Here is a 15,855-nt window from a genome sequence, read left to right as displayed (position 1 = left end):
ATATAGATAATGACAATAAACGAAATACAGGACGAATTAATCGAGGATTTTGCTTTCTATTCCGATTGGATGGAGAAATATGAATATATTATTCAGTTGGGTAAAGAGCTTCCTTTGATTGATGAAGCCAATAAACAGGAGCAATATATTATAAAAGGCTGCCAATCCAAGGTTTGGTTATTTCCAGAGATGAAGGATGGTAAACTGTGGTTTACGGCGGATAGCGATGCGGTGATCACCAAAGGTTTGGTGAGTTTGATGGTGAAAGTGCTTTCCGGTCATACGCCAAAGGAAATTGCGGATGCAGACCTTTATTTTATTGAACAGATCGGATTGAAGGAGCATTTGTCGCCTACCAGAGCGAATGGCTTGTTGGCTATGGTGAAACAGATGAAATTATATGCATTGGCCTTACAGGCTAAGGTTTCTTAATTTTTATGGGCCTACAGGCTAAGGTTTCTTAGCTGCTGGATTCTCCTTCTGAAATTCTTTAAAACTTTTTTCAATATATACCCGAAGTTCGTATTCAGACATTTCAATTAATGTGGAGTAGGGAGGACGGTATATATTCTGAAAAATCTGGAGCCTATCTCCAGTTAATCCAGTTATTTCTGTGATCAGTTTCTTCGAGAAGACAAAATCTGCATTTTGGATATCCCTTTCCAACTCTTCCAATTGCTCTTCTTTTGATTTTTTAGGTTCTTTTTCTTTTTTGAACATGGAAATTACAGAAAGGACGTTGATGCTGAATAATTGGGCGGTACTACCATTGGCGAGAAATCCTGGCCTTGGCCCACCAGAAAGATCAACGCGATCTCCAAATATCTGCCTTAATTTTGATTTCTTTTTTTGCTCAATAAAAATGGGTTTTACTTTTGGTTGATCACTTCCGACCACTTTTCGCTCGATTACAATTTCTTCAATTTCCGTCACAATTTCTTCTAATGCAATCTGGATATTAGACCTGTAAATCCCATTTTTGTAGATCAATCGCTGGGTTTTATAACCTTTTAAGGAAAAGGTTAGACTGTCGTCGCGACCGTAAACCTGGATGGAGAATTTGCCTTGAGTGTCAGTGACTGTTTTGTTCTCTGCACTTTCCACTTTTACGCCTGATAATGGTTTTTTACTAGCCAAATCCCGGATTTGACCGATGATTGTCTGCGCGGATATTGGAATTAGGATGCCAAAAAAGAAAATAAAGGATATAAAAAATCTCATTAGGTACTAATTAGATGACCTAAATTAGGGATTATTGGAGGAGAATAGTTTTTGATTAACTTATTTTAACAGAGGAGATTTACTTTTAATAAGAGGAGGTTTTCCCTTTAATAACGAGGAGACTTTGCCCGTCATTGCGAGGAGGTTTTCCCTTTGATTGCGAGGAGACTTTGCCCGTCATTGCGAGGAGGTACGAGGAAGCAATCTTCCCGCATGTCATGGTGAGCGGAGTCGAACCATCTGTTCGTATGTAATCGTATAGATCCTTCGAAGTTGCACAGGATGACAAAGGCTGAAAGATTGCTTCGTTCCTCGCAATGACGGCTAGCCTCGCAATGACGAAGAGTTCCCAATATCTTCCAGCCTTGCACTAATTTACTGTAGTTTTAATTAAATGTTAATTACTGATTTTCAGTCGTTAATCTAAAATCATTTCAATAAATTTGATAATAAATAATTTAGCAATGCCTGAAGTAATAATTAAATATAAAAAATTTAAAACTTTTAAAATGTTAGCATTTTTAAGTGAATACTTGGAATTCTCCATAACATCCTTAAAAAAGAAAAAATCTAAAAAGATATATCATATTAATGGTGTTGCAATTGAAAAAGGTGATTCAAGTATAGATATTAAAGAATTGCAGAAAATATTCTCACATCAAAATTACACAGCCAAAAATTTACGTATATCATCTTGGAATCGAAAATGATAATCTGTGATACGGATGTTCTAATTGAATTACTTGATAATAAGAGGAACCGTCACAATTTTACAAAGGAGATAATAAATGAGGTTGGGATTGAAAATGTTTTATTAACAGCAATAAGTAGAATGGAGTTAATAAAAGGAGCGATTCATAAAAATGATAGTATACAGATTGCCAAAAAAATAAAGAAATTTGATACCATTTTAATCAATCCTGAAATTACTTTAAGATCTATAGATTTGATAAATAGTTATCATTTGAGTCATGGTTTAAATATTCCTGATGCTTTAATTGCAGCTACTTCAATTGAAGTAGAAATTGAATTATTCACTTTTAATATTAGAGATTTTAAATTTATTAAGCACCTGAATTTATTTAAATACTAAACCACCTTTATCACCTCCGATTCAATCTTTCTTCCAAAAAATAGCTCTGCTTTCAGGTTAAAATCCACCGGATCATCCGTGGTATAAAACTTCAACTCCCCAGATTTACTGCATTTTTCATCCACTTCCGGATGCCTTTTCAAATAATCTACTAAACTTTCCGCTACCAACTCACCCTGGGAAATAATATTGATTCCCTTAGGTACGAACTGTTCAATAATAGGAAGCAACAATGGATAATGCGTACAGGCTAACAAAATAGTATCCATATCAGGCGACATAGCCAATAACTCCTTCAGATCCTCCTGGACAAAAAACTGAGAACCCTCACTATCCATCTCGTTATTTTCAACAATGGGAACCCATAACGGACAAGCATGCTGAAAAACCTCGATTTCCGGATGGAACTTATTGATCTCAATAACATAGGAACCGGAATTTACGGTGCCCTGGGTTGCCAAGATCCCTACTTTATTCGTGTTTGTAAATTGGTCAACCACTTCTGATGTAGGCCGGATAACACCCAGAACTTTCTTGCCCGGAGGTAGGTCATTCTGCTGAATGCTTCTTAAAGCCTTAGCAGATGCCGTATTACATGCCAATATCACCAGGTTACAGCCTTCATCGAACAGTTTGAACACACATTGTTTGGTGAATTCATAGACAGTTTCAAAAGATCGGGTACCATAAGGTACACGGGCATTATCTCCCAGATAGATATAATCATACTTAGGTAGGGCTTTATAGATTTCCTTAAATACAGTCAACCCACCGTATCCAGAATCAAATATGCCGATAGGACCTGCGTGATAATTTGTGTTCTCCATGTTGTATTGCTATGCAAAGATGACTTTTCTTAGCTTAATTACCATAAGGTAGCCAATCATTTTTAAAATTCCCTGTTAAAATATGAAGTAGATACTTTGTATATACCCTCATTTCCCTGTTTAAATGCTAAAGAGCATGATTTATATAATTCCTATAGCCAACCCTTCTATACCGTCTAAGACTGGTTCTTTTTTTGTGTGCCAATTAGCAAGAAATAAAAATTATGAAAAGATTAGATTTAAAAAGCGCCGTATTGGCATTGAGCATGTTGATGATTATTTCTTCCTGTAGTAAGAAAGAGGTGGAACCCGTGACTCCTGATCCAGGAAATCCGGAAGTTCCCATAGATCCACCGACAACACCAACACCCAAGCCCCTTACGTTTTTCTATGCGGGTTATAAATATAATGCAGATTTTAAGACTGCAGATCGGAACGCGATCTTGAGCATTAACGATTCCCTGATCAATCTTTCGCCAAATACACGGTCTGATGCCTTGGCGATTGCAGCAGTGAACACTAAGGAAGCCCATGTAACAGGCTACCAAATGGCTGCAGGAGGAAAAAAACGCGTTGCTTATTGGAAGAATAACAGGATTTCCTATTTAACTGCTGCCGGAAATTTTAATAGTGGGACTTCGATCAATGTAATTGGTTCAAAAGTATATGTTGGAGGAACGAAAGACCATTCAGGCTACTATGGGTTATTTCTGTGGACAAATGGCGTAGAATCCAGAAAGGCTTGTTGTCTTGCCTCATCCACTTTGACTTCCATTACGGAATCGAACGGTAAACCAGTATTGGCAGGTCGATTTAATAGTAATGCCCACATGTTCAAAGATGGTTATGCGATTGCGCTTGCTGGTCCAAATACCTATGCCGATTATGTCCATGCAATTGGTTCGGATATCTATGTGATCGGTAAAGAAAACTTTGCTAAGGACGGCGATGCGGCCATGGTTTGGAAAAACGATGTGCAGGTTTTTAAAATGCTATTGGGTGGTTCTGCTACGGATGTCATTGGTACGATGTCTGGTCAGGATTATTATTATGTAGCCAATTTTTACAACAACAATAAGGGTACTGCGGTAGTCTATAAAAACAGAACAAAACTCTATCAATTGAATCCTAACCAAAGTCTTGCCGCAACGGCGATTCAAGTTGTTGCTGGCAAAGTGTATGTGCTAGGGAATTATTTGAACGGTACGAAATCCACTGCTGTCCTATGGACAAACGGACAACCTAAGGTGCTTTTTGCAGAATCAAAAAAGATCTACCTGAATGATTTTGTGATAAGAAATTAGTGAAAATAATTAACGGGGCTACTTTGCATCGGTTTTCAAGCAAAGTAGCCCCGTTAAATTAAATTATAGCTCAGCTTTAGCTGAAAAAACTTAACTCAACAATTGAGGTTTCTCCTTGTATAATTTCCATAGCAACTCACCAAACAGCGTATTTGTCCACGCAAACCAATGTCTGGTAAATTTCTTAGGGTCATCTTTATGGAAGGACTCATGCATAAATCCAGTTCCACCATGTGTTTTCTTTAAGGTCTGAACACAGGTTCGGATCTCTTCATCATTCGAAGAAGTGAAAGCACGCATGATAATGGACATCGGCCAGATCATATCACGACCAATATGCGGTCCGCCGATTCCTTCTGCAAATTTCCCCTTAAAGAAGAACGGGTTTTTGTCCGATAGTATATACGCTCTTGTGCGTTGGTAAACCTCATCATTCTTATCCACTGCCCCCAAATAAGGTAAAGCCAATAAACTAGGGACATTCGCGTCATCCATCATCAGGTAACTTCCGAAGCCATCCACCTCAAATGCATATACACGCCCATGCGTAGGATGGTCGATGATACCATATTTCTTCACGGCAGCATCCACTTCATTGGCCAAAGCTTCCATTTTGGCCGCCAAATCGGTATTGTTCTTTACTTTCCTTAAAATCTCTGCCGATTGCCTCAAACTGGTAACCGCAAAAAGATTTGAAGGGATCAGGAATGGGAAAATACTGCAGTCATCTGAAGGACGGAAACTGGAAACGATCAGACCAACGGGATTGACCGGATAGCCATATCCATCTACCTGAAGGGTATCTGAACCACGGGAAGTCGTCCGTTCAAAACGATAGGGGCCAAGATTCTCCTTCCGTTGCTGTTCGATAAAAGTCTGCAAGGTTTTTTCCTGTGCTTGCACCCATACTTCATCAAATGGGGTATTATCATTGGTTTCCTTCCAATAATGATAGGCCAATCTAATAGGGTAGCAGAGCGAATCTATTTCCCATTTACGTTCATGCAGACCGGGTTTCATGTCGGTATGATCCTTGAACCATTCTCCTTTTTTGGTCGGATCATTATAGAAAGCATTGGCGTAAGGGTCTATATTGATACATTCCGATTGCTTATTGATCAATCCCAGGATCAGATCCTTCAATTTCGGATCCTTTTTCATGAATTGAAGATAAGGCCAAACCTGCGCACTACTATCGCGCAACCACATGGCATCGATGTCTCCGGTGATTACATAAGTTCTCTTGCGGTTGTCCTTGGTTTCATCATAGATGGTGGTATCCAAGGTATTCGGCAAACAGTTGTTGAACATCCAGCCCAATTCCTTATCGGCTACATTCTTCTGGAATTCCTTGATCATATCTTCGATCGGCTTACTTCGGAAATGACGGTCTTTTTCCGCCACCCGCACCACCGGAAAATCGGCTGGAGGCATGGCAAAGCTGAATTTACTAGCCAGCATACCGGCGCCTAACGCGGCCGAATTTTGTAGAAAAGTTCTTCGCTTCATATTTAGTTTATAGGGGTTTCACGATGATTTATTACCGCAATATACAAATTGTACTGTAAAATAAGAAGTTTGAATTAACGTTTTAGCTACTTATTGAACTTAAAATAGGGGAAGCTTAATTATTAAAAGTAACTTGCGGGATATTTAGGAATAGAATTTGATAGAATAGCGCAAATAAACGGAAATTTATTTATGAAACAGTCATTAACCTATGTGTTTGCTGGATTGTTGGGCATGGCCTATTTCAATACCTCGCAGGCACAAGTAAAAAATCAACCATACTCGTACCAACATTACCAAAAATACGACGAAGAGTTATATTCCGTAGATACCCGATACCATACGTCTTCCAAGCCTTATTTGTTCAAAGGCCGATTATTGGAGAAAATGGATTCCATTCAATCCCTGCATCCTGTCAATTCGGATAATTGGTTCATGCGTAAGGTCTTTAATGAACATTTGATAGAGGTGGAAAAAGATGACCATACTTTTTACCTGGATGTTCTACCGGATTTTATGATCGGTAAGGAATTGATCAACGCCGATAAAAGAACAACCTGGTTGAATACCCGCGGTATACAAGCTGGAGTAAATATTAAAGATAAATTTACCTTTTATGGTAATTTCTTTGAAAACCAAGCCGTATTCCCGCATTATATCGATGAGTATGTGCAGAAATCCATGGTCGTACCTGGCCAAGCAGCTTCAAAGAACCACCTCGGCAAGGAAAAGGATTGGATGTATGCAACAGCCAACCTGACCTATGATTTCAGTGATTACCTGCAGGCGACATTGGCCTATGATAAGAACTTCATCGGTGATGGTTACCGTTCCGTGTTATTATCCGACTTTTCCTCCAATTATGCTCATCTGAAATTAACCGGTAAAGTAGGAAATGTCCAATATACCTCCATTTGGGCGTATATGAACGACCCTCGCAACCCAAGGATTGATTCCATGAACTCTGGAAACCGTTATGGTGATGGCATCAAATGGGGAGCATTTCAATATTTAGATTATAACGTGACCAACCGTTTATCCATTGGTTTTTTCCAATCGGTGGTTTGGGCGAATAAAACACAGGCTGGAAAAAGAGGTTTTGATTTTAATTACCTGAATCCGGTCATGTTCATTAGAGCCGTAGAAAACTCCAACCGATCCTCACCAGATAAAATGTTCCTAGGGCTGAATGCCAAATACAAGGTGCTTAATAATGCAACCGTATATGGACAGTTTTTATTGGGTGAATTCACCGCTAAGGAATTCTTTGCCAATAATGGCTATGTACATAATAAATGGGGTGCTCAGTTAGGAGCTAAAGCCTTCAACATCTTTGGCGTACAGAACCTGAATATCTTGGGTGAATACAATATGGTTCGTCCTTATACTTACCAGCACTTTGTGTCCATCTCCAATTATTCCAACAGGGGAGAGCCATTGGCACACCCTCGGGGTGCTAACTTCCGTGAGCTCCTTGGTTTAGTGAACTACTCTTGGAACCGTTTCGATTTCTCTGCCCAAGGCTTATATAGCCGTTACGGTACAGACCCAGCAGACGGTATGGGTGGTTTTGTAAATTATGGTGGAGATATCTTCCAGAGCTATCAAACCGCACCAAATACCTATGGCAACAAAATCGGTCAAGGTATACAGAACGATCTGTTCTATGCGGATATGAAAGTTGCCTATGTATTGAACCCGAAATATAATCTTCGTTTTGAAGTGGGCTATACCCAACGATACAATAGAATCGAAGGCGCAGCAACACAGAAATCAGGCGTGATCAATGTAGGTCTACGATCTAGTTTCCGTAACTTCTATGGAGATATGTAGGGATTATAGTATCTTTAGCGCTTAACATTATCTTTAGAGCATATCTTCAATTCATGAAAAAAATATTAATCCTCAATGGTCCAAACCTAAACTTGTTAGGTGTCCGTGAAAAAGGTATTTATGGCGATCAATCTTTTGAATCCTATCTGGAGGAATTAAAAGCGAAGTTTCCAGGTTTGGAGCTGAGCTATTTTCAGAGTAATTCCGAAGGTGCGATCATCGATAAATTACACGAAATCGGATTTAATTTTGATGGGGTGGTGTTGAATGCAGGAGCTTATACGCATACTTCTGTAGCAATAGCCGATGCCATTGCAGCCATCACTACGCCGGTCATTGAGGTGCATATTTCCAATGTACATCAACGCGAAACATTCCGCCATCATTCTTATCTTTCCAAGAACTGTAAAGGTATAATCGTTGGTTTCGGATTGGATGGATACCGATTGGCCTTAGCAAGTTTCTAGGCCAATTCTGTATTTGTTTTCACAAACCTTCTTACAAACAGGTGCAATACTAGGGAAGCCACGGCCCCAAATGCCATCACCGATAGCATAGGCCAGGCTGTACTGTTATGCAATAGGCTCACCACCGCCGAAGCCAATGCGCCAATAGCCATTTGAATACATCCCAATAGTGCCGATGCACTGCCTGCTAAACCTTTGAATGGGGATAACGCGATGGCAGAGGTATTCGGAAAGATAAATCCATACCCGAACAGAAACAAAAAGATCAGGATCAACAGGGTCGGAAAGGTCAGCAGATTCAAGCTTAAGGCGATGACCATACAGATGCCGATACATGCCTGCCAGATATTAGCAATCAAAGAAATCCTCGCAGAGCTGTGTTTTTTCAATAACCAGCGGTTGATCTGGGTGGCAATGATCATGGCCGAAGCAATGAACGCAAAGGCCAATCCATATTGACTTTTGCTCAGTCCGAACAAGGTTTGCATGATGAAGGAAGAGCCTGCCAAATAAGCGTATGTTCCTGCGGAGGATATGGATCCGATCAAACAATAGGAGATAAAGGTATTATTGGAAAGGACCTGCCAAAAGTTGGAAAGGATGGATTTTGGTTTGAGGGACAGCTCTTTGTTCCCGGCATAACTTTCCGGTAAAAGGAACTTGGTACCCAATAAGATCACTGCCGCCAAAATGGTCAGGAATATAAAGATATAATGCCAATCCAAGTGTTGAAGCATAAAAGCACCTATGCTGGGTGCTAGGATAGGCGATACCCCGATCACCAACATTAATAAACTGAATACCCGTGCTGCTTCTCTGCTGGAATAATAGTCCGCAACCATCGCTCTGGCACCAACCATCCCCCCGCAAGAACCCAATGCCTGCAGAAAACGTAATAAGATCAAGTGATTGATGTCTCGGGTAAAGGCACATAGAATGGATGCGACTACATAAATACCTAAACCCACCAATAAAGGCTTCTTCCGACCGTACTTATCCAATAAAGGACCATATATCATCTGTCCGAAGGCAATCCCGATGAAAAAGGAGGTCAGGGATAATTGTACATTTTCTACATTGGTATTAAAATCTTGCGCAATGATATCGAATGCCGGCAGGTAAAGATCGATGGAAAAAGGACCTATTGCAGATAGAAGCCCTAGAATCAATAATGTTGTTTTTCTGTTTTTCAAGGTGTAATGAGCTAAAAAAGCCCTGCCTAATGGCAGGGCGAAGATTATCTTTTATTCTGAACTTTTTGCGGTTCTTTTGGTGTTCTCAATAAAAAGTAGAACCCTAGTAGGATGAATGGAATACTTAACCATTGTCCCATGTTCAAGGCCATGCCTGCTTCAAAATCCACTTGGTCCAGTTTCACAAATTCAATCACAAAACGGGCGGTGAACAATAGAATCAACATCAGACCGAATAGTTTACCAGGTTTTGGATGTATGTTTTTCTTATAGATGCCCCATAGGATCAAGAAACTGATCACGTAAGCAAGTGCTTCGTATAATTGCGCCGGATGACGTGGAATATTATCCTCATGGCCAAAAACAACTGCCCAAGGAAGGTCGGTTGGATTTCCGATCATTTCCGAATTGAAGAAGTTCCCCAAACGGATAAACGCACAGGCAACCGGGATAACCAAGGAAAGGCGGTCGGCCACCCACATGAAATTCGTTTTACTTTTCCGGGCGAATAACCACATGGCGGTCAAAATCCCTACGGCACCACCATGACTTGCCAAACCCGTAAAACCGGTCAATTGCCAAGAGCCGTTCACTTTCTGCATGGGAATGAAGATCTCAATGAAATGATCCTTAAAATATGCCCAATCGTAAAAGAAACAGTGTCCTAAACGAGCACCAACCAAAGTACCTATAAAAATATAGATGGTCAATTGATCTAACAGGTCCTGGGATTTTCCTTCACGTTTGAAAACATTCAGCATCAAGAAGTAGGATGCCACAAAAGCCAACAACCAACAAAGCGAGTAATAACGTACGCCAAAGCTTCCTATGCTAAATATTTCGGGTTTAGGCTCCCAATGGATAAAACTTAACAGGTCAATCATGTTGAATAATAATATGCGGTAAAGATAAGGTTTCGGATTTATTTTTGCGAAAATTAAGGAAATACTTATTTTGTGCAGCATAAACGAATACAAATGGCAAAAAAGAAAGTATTAGAGGAAGAAAGACCAAGTGTGGTAACCGCCGAATCACTTCAGTTTTTTGAAAAATATATCAATAATCCTTCCCCAACAGGTTTCGAATGGGCTGGACAACGTATGTGGTTAGATTACCTAAAACCTTATGTGGATGAAACCTACATCGATAATTACGGTACTGCAGTGGGGATCATCAATCCGAAGGCAACTTATAAAGTGGTCATCGAGGCGCATGCGGATGAGATTTCCTGGTTTGTCAATTACATCTCCAAGGATGGGTTGATCTATGTGATCCGAAATGGTGGTTCTGACCATCAGATCGCTCCATCCAAAAGAGTGAACATCCATACCGATAAGGGCATTGTAAAAGCAGTCTTTGGCTGGCCGGCTATCCATACCCGTTCGGGTGAAAAAGAAGAATCTCCATCGTTGAAGAACATCTTCCTGGATTGCGGATGTACTTCCAAGGAAGAGGTGGAAGAATTGGGTATTCATGTGGGTTGTGTGATTACCTATGAAGATGAATTCATGGTATTGAACGATCGTTATTATGTTGGTCGCGCGATGGATAACCGTGCAGGCGGTTTTATGATTGCGGAGGTAGCTCGTTTATTGAAGGAGAACAAGAAGAAATTGCCTTTCGGATTGTACATAGTAAATTCTGTTCAGGAAGAGATCGGACTTCGTGGTGCGGAAATGATCTCCCAATACATCAAGCCGAATGTGGCGATCGTAACGGATGTTACGCATGATACCAATACCCCAATGATCAATAAGATTACACAAGGCGATCTTGCCTGTGGGAAAGGACCGGTGGTTTCCTATGCGCCGGCAGTGCAGATCAACCTGAACAGGCAACTGATCGAGGTGGCTCAGCAAAATAATATCCCCATCCAGCGCCAAGCTTCCTCCAGATGGACAGGAACGGATACCGATGCCTTTGCCTATTCCAATGGCGGGGTTCCTTCTGCGCTGATTTCCTTACCTTTGCGCTATATGCATACCACGGTGGAGATGATCCATAAGGAAGACGTAGACAATGTCATCCGATTGATTTATGAAATGGTACTTTCCATTAAAAAGGATCAGGATTTTAGAACATTCAGCAAATAATTATTAACGATTTATAAACATGGATAACAACAATCAGAACTTACCCGAAAACCCAGAGATCAGTATTGAACTAACCGAGGAGATGGCAGAAGGGGTATATTCAAATTTGGCGATCATTACGCATTCGAATACAGAGTTTGTATTGGATTTTATACGTTTGATGCCTGGAGTTCCTAAGGCTAAGGTAAAATCGCGGGTGATTTTGACACCAGAGCATGCCAAACAATTATTGAATGCATTGCAGGAAAATATACAACGTTTCGAAGGGCAGAATGGACCGATCAATTCCAAGGATTTTCCATTCCCATTGAACTTTGGAGGACCTAAAGGCGAAGCATAAGCAGCCTTCTTGGTTCGCCCTGAAAGTATGGTGAAAGTATACCTAAAGTATGTTTTTCGTATGTTAGGTATACTAAATCATGCTTTAAGTATGCTAAGGCCTTGATTTTACCCCGAAAACATAGGTTTAGCATACATTTCGATCAATATTCTGAAAAGCAGAATTATTAGCTGTTGTTTGGTTTTTTGGAATAGGATTTGTTTTAGAATAGTATTGCCGTTTTCAGGCATTGAAAGCAAATAATATATGGATATTAAAGTAAGGAACCTTAGTAAGAAAGATTACAAGGATTTAAAAAACTCTATGACCGAGGCATACCAAGGGTTAGGGGATGTGTGGACAAAAGAGAATATTGTTGATCTGGTGGATATTTTTCCGGATGGACAGATTGCGGTGGAAGTGGATGGAAAAGTGGTGGCCTGTGCCTTATCCATTCTTTTGGATTCGCAAAAAACCAATATATACGATAAATACTACGCGATAATCGATGATGGTACCTTTGAGAAACACGATAATGAAGGGGATACCCTTTACGGGATCGAGGTATTTGTGCATCCGGATTTCCGTTCGTTACGTTTAGGCCGTCGATTGTACGATGCGCGTAAGGAATTATGTGAGGCGATGAACCTTCAACGGATCATTGCAGGTGGTCGTATCCCGAATTACCATAACTATGCGGATAGCATGACCCCGCGTACCTATATCGAAAAGGTAAAACGCAAAGAAATCTATGATCCGACCTTGACCTTCCAGTTGTCGAATGATTTCCACGTGAAGAAGATTTTGAAGAATTATCTTCCGGAGGATTCGGAATCCATGGAGGTGGCTACCTTATTGGAATGGAATAACATTTACTATGAACCTTTGTCCAAATCGTTTTCGGCCTCTAAGCAGACGATACGTTTAGGATTGGTGCAGTGGCAGATGCGTTCTTTTAAGGATCTTCAGGAATTTTATGATCAGGTAGAGTTTTTCGTGGATACGGTGAGTGATTATAACACGGATTTCATCATGTTTCCGGAGTTTTTCAATACGCCGTTGATGAGTCCTTACAATGAGCTTCCGGAGCGTTTGGCGATGGAGAAGTTGGCAGAACATACCAAGGAGATCATTGAGCGGATCCAGCAGTTTGCGGTTTCGTATAATGTGAACATCATTGCGGGATCCATGCCGATCATGGAGCGCGGAAAGTTGTATAATATTTCTTACCTGTGCCATAGGAACGGTAGTTTGGATTCGTACAAGAAGATCCATATTACACCGAATGAGTTTAAGTATTATGGCTTGGTAGGTGGAAGTGAAGTAAAGGTGTTTGATACGGATTGTGGTAAGGTGGGTTTATTGATCTGTTATGATGTGGAATTTCCGGAGGTGAGCAGGATCTTGGCGGATCAAGGGATGCAGATTTTGTTTGTGCCTTATATGACAGATACGCAGAATGGATATATTCGGGTGAGGTCTTGTGCGCAGGCTAGGGCGATTGAGAATGAGTGTTATGTGGCGATAGCGGGATCTGTGGGGAATTTGCCACGGGTAAATAATATGGATATTCAATATTCGCAATCGGCTGTTTTTACGCCTTCTGATTTTGCGTTTCCGAATAATGCGATCAAGGCGGAAGCAACACCGAATACGGAGATGGTGTTGATTGCGGATGTGGATTTATCAGCGCTGAAGGATTTGCATGAGTATGGGACGGTGAAGATCTTGCAGGATAGAAGGAAGGATTTGTATTCAGTTAATTTGTTGAAGTAGGCTGGGGTAATTTTTTAAGGCTTAGCGTCATTGCGAGGAGGTTTTTGCGTCATTGCGAGGAACCACGTCATTGCGAGGAGGTTTTTGCGTCATTGCGAGGAACCACGTCATTGCGAGGAGGTACGACGAAGCAATCTTTGGCCTTTGTCACGTTGCGCACCCTTTGTCATCCTGAATGCCCTTTGTCATCCTGAATGCCCTTTGTCATCCTGAGCATCGTCGAAGGATCTGTACGGTTACTAACGAACAGATGCTTCGACTACGCTCAGCATGACATGATGGAAGATTGCTTCGTTCCTCGCAATGACGAGGGTCCCTTCATTCAATTCCCCTCCATTCAATTCCCATCACTTCAATTCTCTTATCCAAATATTTCTAAAGGAAACCAAATCCCCATGATCCTGTAAAGCAATTGGCCCCCTTCCATGGGCTACCATTTTTGGCATTCCAATATACTCCGTTGTTCCCTGCAGCTCCGTATTATTCTGCACCAAAACCCCATTATGCAAAACAGTAACCATCCCCCGCTTAATCAATCTCCCATTTTCATTAAACCTTGGCGCCGAATAAATAATATCATAACTATGCCAACCATTTTCCGGTTTCCTGACTTCCACCAATGGCGCACTCTGCTTATATAAACTTCCAGCCTGCCCATTCACATAGGTCTTATTATCATCATTATCCAATACCTGCACCTCATACTTCCCCTGCAGGAATACCCCAGAATTACCCCGTCCCTGGCCTTCACCCTTTATCACCTCCGGACTCCGCCATTCCAAATGCAATTGAAAATCCTCAAAATCCCTTTTGGTCCTAATCCCTCCGGTCTGCGGTTTTACCGTCAGCATCCCATTCGATATAGTCCAAGCCGCAGGCGATTTCCCATCTTTCTCACTTACCCATTCCCCCAAATCCTTCCCATCAAATAAAATTATCGCATCACTGGGCGCTTTATTGGCAAATGTTTTTACAACAGGAGGTACAGGGCTATAAAACTCCGTATCCTGTGGTTGGAATTTTGTTTGGGCCTGGCAGATCCCTGCCATTCCTAACATCGAAATGATTAACGTTTGTTTGAGCATAGGTTTTAGATTTATTTGTGTTAATATAAGAATATTGATTAATTTTAAGCTATCCATCATTAAAACTTTACAGAAATGGCCCAAATCATCCAGCAAGTTTCCCTAGAAGACGTTCGATTTTATTCTCCCATTGGATTTTACGAAGAAGAACAGATTTTAGGAAATGAGTTCTTTGTTACCGTCTCTGTAAGTTTCCCTTTTAAAAACCCCGACTCGGAAGTCCTCGAGAACACCATCAATTACGAGGAAATCTATCGGATATTGGTAGAAGTGATGAGTCCACGCCGTAAACTTTTGGAATCCGCAGCGGAAGATATCCTTAATAAATTGGTAGAAACCTATTCTTCTGTACAAAAGATAGATGTTCGGATCCGTAAGTCCAATCCTCCTTTCGGTGGTGATCTAGCGAATTCCGTTGTTTCCCTGCATTACAGCAAAGATTAGTTGATTCTCCTGCAATACTGCAAAGGATAACACCCTTATCCCTACGGCTTAATCTCCCTTAAAATGTCATTTTGTCTTTTATTGCAAAACAATATCTGTCAATTTGTCCTTTAAATAATGAAAATAACACTTGGTACGTTCATTGAACAAGAGCTAGTGTATTTGAATTAAAAAAAATAAAAACATTACATTATTAATAAGGAGGAATTAAAACATGGCATTAATTAAATTACCTGGAAAATCGTACAATACAGACGCTGTAAACCCATTCGTTAACAACGTATTCGACAACCTATTCAATGATTCATTCATCAGTGATCGTTTGGTTACCCGCGTTCCTGCGGTAAACATCACCGAATCACCAGAGGCATTCCAAATTGAATTGGCGGCTCCTGGATTGAAAAAAGAAGATTTTAAAATCAACGTAGATAAGAATATCATCAGTATTTCCGTTGAGAAGAAAGAGGAGAAAGTAGAAGATGGAAAAACCTATAGCAAAAAAGAATTTAGCTATACTTCATTCTCCCGTTCATTTACCTTACCAGAGGTAGTGGATTATGCGAATATCGATGCGTCTTACGAAGATGGCGTATTGGCAATCAAAATTGGTAAAAAAGAAGAAGCAATTGTTGTTAAAAGACTTATAGAGGTGAAGTAAGATTAGTTGTGGTTAGTTGATGAAGGGTAGCTT

At 40.5% G+C, this 15,855-nt stretch carries 17 protein-coding genes; 11 read left to right on the top strand and 6 right to left on the bottom strand.

Annotation, left to right across the window (positions count from 1 at the left end; genetic code table 11):
* The first annotated feature begins 9 nt into the window (after nucleotides 1-9).
* Nucleotides 10-432, top strand: a complete 423-nt coding sequence (locus tag VJ786_RS04395) for a SufE family protein (protein WP_134776952.1) — start codon at nucleotides 10-12, stop codon at nucleotides 430-432.
* An 18-nt stretch (nucleotides 433-450) separates the two neighbouring features.
* Here VJ786_RS04395 and VJ786_RS04390 read toward each other — a convergent pair whose 3' ends face one another.
* Nucleotides 451-1,221, bottom strand: a complete 771-nt coding sequence (locus VJ786_RS04390) for a carboxypeptidase-like regulatory domain-containing protein (protein WP_134776951.1) — start codon at nucleotides 1,219-1,221, stop codon at nucleotides 451-453.
* Nucleotides 1,222-1,685: 464 nt separating this feature from the next.
* On the opposite strand from VJ786_RS04390, the gene VJ786_RS04385 reads away from it, so the two are divergent.
* Both VJ786_RS04385 and VJ786_RS04380 read left to right on the top strand, forming a co-directional pair.
* Complete coding sequence (locus VJ786_RS04385; protein WP_134776950.1) at nucleotides 1,686-1,931, top strand: hypothetical protein; 246 nt, start codon at nucleotides 1,686-1,688, stop codon at nucleotides 1,929-1,931.
* The gene (locus tag VJ786_RS04380; RefSeq protein ID WP_167554257.1) at nucleotides 1,928-2,314 is read left to right on the top strand and encodes a PIN domain-containing protein; all 387 of its coding nucleotides are present in this window, start codon (nucleotides 1,928-1,930) and stop codon (nucleotides 2,312-2,314) included. Before VJ786_RS04385 ends, VJ786_RS04380 begins: the two co-directional genes overlap by 4 nt.
* Here VJ786_RS04380 and murI read toward each other — a convergent pair.
* Nucleotides 2,311-3,141 (bottom strand): glutamate racemase, encoded by an 831-nt coding sequence (murI, locus tag VJ786_RS04375; protein ID WP_134776948.1) that lies wholly within the window; start codon nucleotides 3,139-3,141, stop codon nucleotides 2,311-2,313. The two genes, VJ786_RS04380 and murI, sit on opposite strands and share 4 nt — an antisense overlap.
* Before the next feature lie 224 nt (nucleotides 3,142-3,365).
* Between murI and VJ786_RS04370 the strand changes: the two genes are divergently transcribed.
* Nucleotides 3,366-4,445, top strand: coding sequence for a hypothetical protein (locus VJ786_RS04370; RefSeq protein ID WP_099365325.1), 1,080 nt, complete (start codon nucleotides 3,366-3,368; stop codon nucleotides 4,443-4,445).
* 90 nt (nucleotides 4,446-4,535) lie between these two features.
* Here the strand turns inward: VJ786_RS04370 and VJ786_RS04365 are convergent, their stop codons facing one another.
* Entirely contained in the window at nucleotides 4,536-5,954 is a 1,419-nt protein-coding gene (locus VJ786_RS04365; RefSeq protein ID WP_134776947.1) for a glycoside hydrolase family 125 protein, read from the bottom strand.
* A 192-nt stretch (nucleotides 5,955-6,146) separates the two neighbouring features.
* Here VJ786_RS04365 and VJ786_RS04360 point away from each other — a divergent pair, with 192 nt between their 5' ends.
* A complete protein-coding gene (locus VJ786_RS04360) occupies nucleotides 6,147-7,787 on the top strand; it encodes a gliding motility protein RemB (RefSeq protein ID WP_134776946.1) in 1,641 nt (546 codons plus the stop codon).
* 53 nt (nucleotides 7,788-7,840) lie between these two features.
* Nucleotides 7,841-8,254, top strand: coding sequence for a type II 3-dehydroquinate dehydratase (aroQ, locus tag VJ786_RS04355; RefSeq protein WP_134776945.1), 414 nt, complete (start codon nucleotides 7,841-7,843; stop codon nucleotides 8,252-8,254).
* Here aroQ and VJ786_RS04350 read toward each other — a convergent pair.
* Together VJ786_RS04350 and lgt are read right to left on the bottom strand one after the other, a co-directional pair.
* Entirely contained in the window at nucleotides 8,251-9,447 is a 1,197-nt protein-coding gene (locus VJ786_RS04350; protein ID WP_134776944.1) for a multidrug effflux MFS transporter, read from the bottom strand. The two genes, aroQ and VJ786_RS04350, sit on opposite strands and share 4 nt — an antisense overlap.
* Before the next feature lie 44 nt (nucleotides 9,448-9,491).
* On the bottom strand, nucleotides 9,492-10,331 hold the full coding sequence (lgt, locus tag VJ786_RS04345; RefSeq protein WP_134776943.1) for a prolipoprotein diacylglyceryl transferase: 840 nt from the start codon (nucleotides 10,329-10,331) through the stop codon (nucleotides 9,492-9,494).
* 93 nt (nucleotides 10,332-10,424) lie between these two features.
* Between lgt and VJ786_RS04340 the strand changes: the two genes are divergently transcribed.
* The 3 genes from VJ786_RS04340 (at nucleotide 10,425) to VJ786_RS04330 (ending at nucleotide 13,635) form a co-directional block, all read left to right on the top strand.
* Nucleotides 10,425-11,540 carry a M42 family metallopeptidase gene (locus VJ786_RS04340; protein WP_099365330.1) on the top strand — a complete coding sequence of 372 codons (1,116 nt, stop codon included), beginning with the start codon at nucleotides 10,425-10,427 and terminating at the stop codon, nucleotides 11,538-11,540.
* Between the two features lie 19 nt (nucleotides 11,541-11,559).
* Nucleotides 11,560-11,880, top strand: a complete 321-nt coding sequence (locus VJ786_RS04335; protein ID WP_099365331.1) for a DUF3467 domain-containing protein — start codon at nucleotides 11,560-11,562, stop codon at nucleotides 11,878-11,880.
* Between the two features lie 246 nt (nucleotides 11,881-12,126).
* Nucleotides 12,127-13,635, top strand: coding sequence for a carbon-nitrogen hydrolase family protein (locus VJ786_RS04330; RefSeq protein WP_134776942.1), 1,509 nt, complete (start codon nucleotides 12,127-12,129; stop codon nucleotides 13,633-13,635).
* 347 nt (nucleotides 13,636-13,982) lie between these two features.
* Here the strand turns inward: VJ786_RS04330 and VJ786_RS04325 are convergent, their stop codons facing one another.
* Nucleotides 13,983-14,720 (bottom strand): 3-keto-disaccharide hydrolase, encoded by a 738-nt coding sequence (locus VJ786_RS04325; RefSeq protein WP_134776941.1) that lies wholly within the window; start codon nucleotides 14,718-14,720, stop codon nucleotides 13,983-13,985.
* A 75-nt stretch (nucleotides 14,721-14,795) separates the two neighbouring features.
* Between VJ786_RS04325 and folB the strand changes: the two genes are divergently transcribed.
* Nucleotides 14,796-15,164 carry a dihydroneopterin aldolase gene (gene folB, locus VJ786_RS04320; protein ID WP_134776940.1) on the top strand — a complete coding sequence of 123 codons (369 nt, stop codon included), beginning with the start codon at nucleotides 14,796-14,798 and terminating at the stop codon, nucleotides 15,162-15,164.
* 214 nt (nucleotides 15,165-15,378) lie between these two features.
* The gene (locus VJ786_RS04315) at nucleotides 15,379-15,822 is read left to right on the top strand and encodes an Hsp20/alpha crystallin family protein (protein WP_134776939.1); all 444 of its coding nucleotides are present in this window, start codon (nucleotides 15,379-15,381) and stop codon (nucleotides 15,820-15,822) included.
* Nucleotides 15,823-15,855: the final 33 nt, after the last annotated feature.

The organism is Sphingobacterium tenebrionis, from assembly GCF_037126265.1.
GTDB classification, from domain to species: domain Bacteria; phylum Bacteroidota; class Bacteroidia; order Sphingobacteriales; family Sphingobacteriaceae; genus Sphingobacterium; species Sphingobacterium tenebrionis.
The sequence above is the reverse complement of the archived record's forward strand: the minus strand, read 5'-3'. Positions and strand labels throughout refer to the sequence as shown.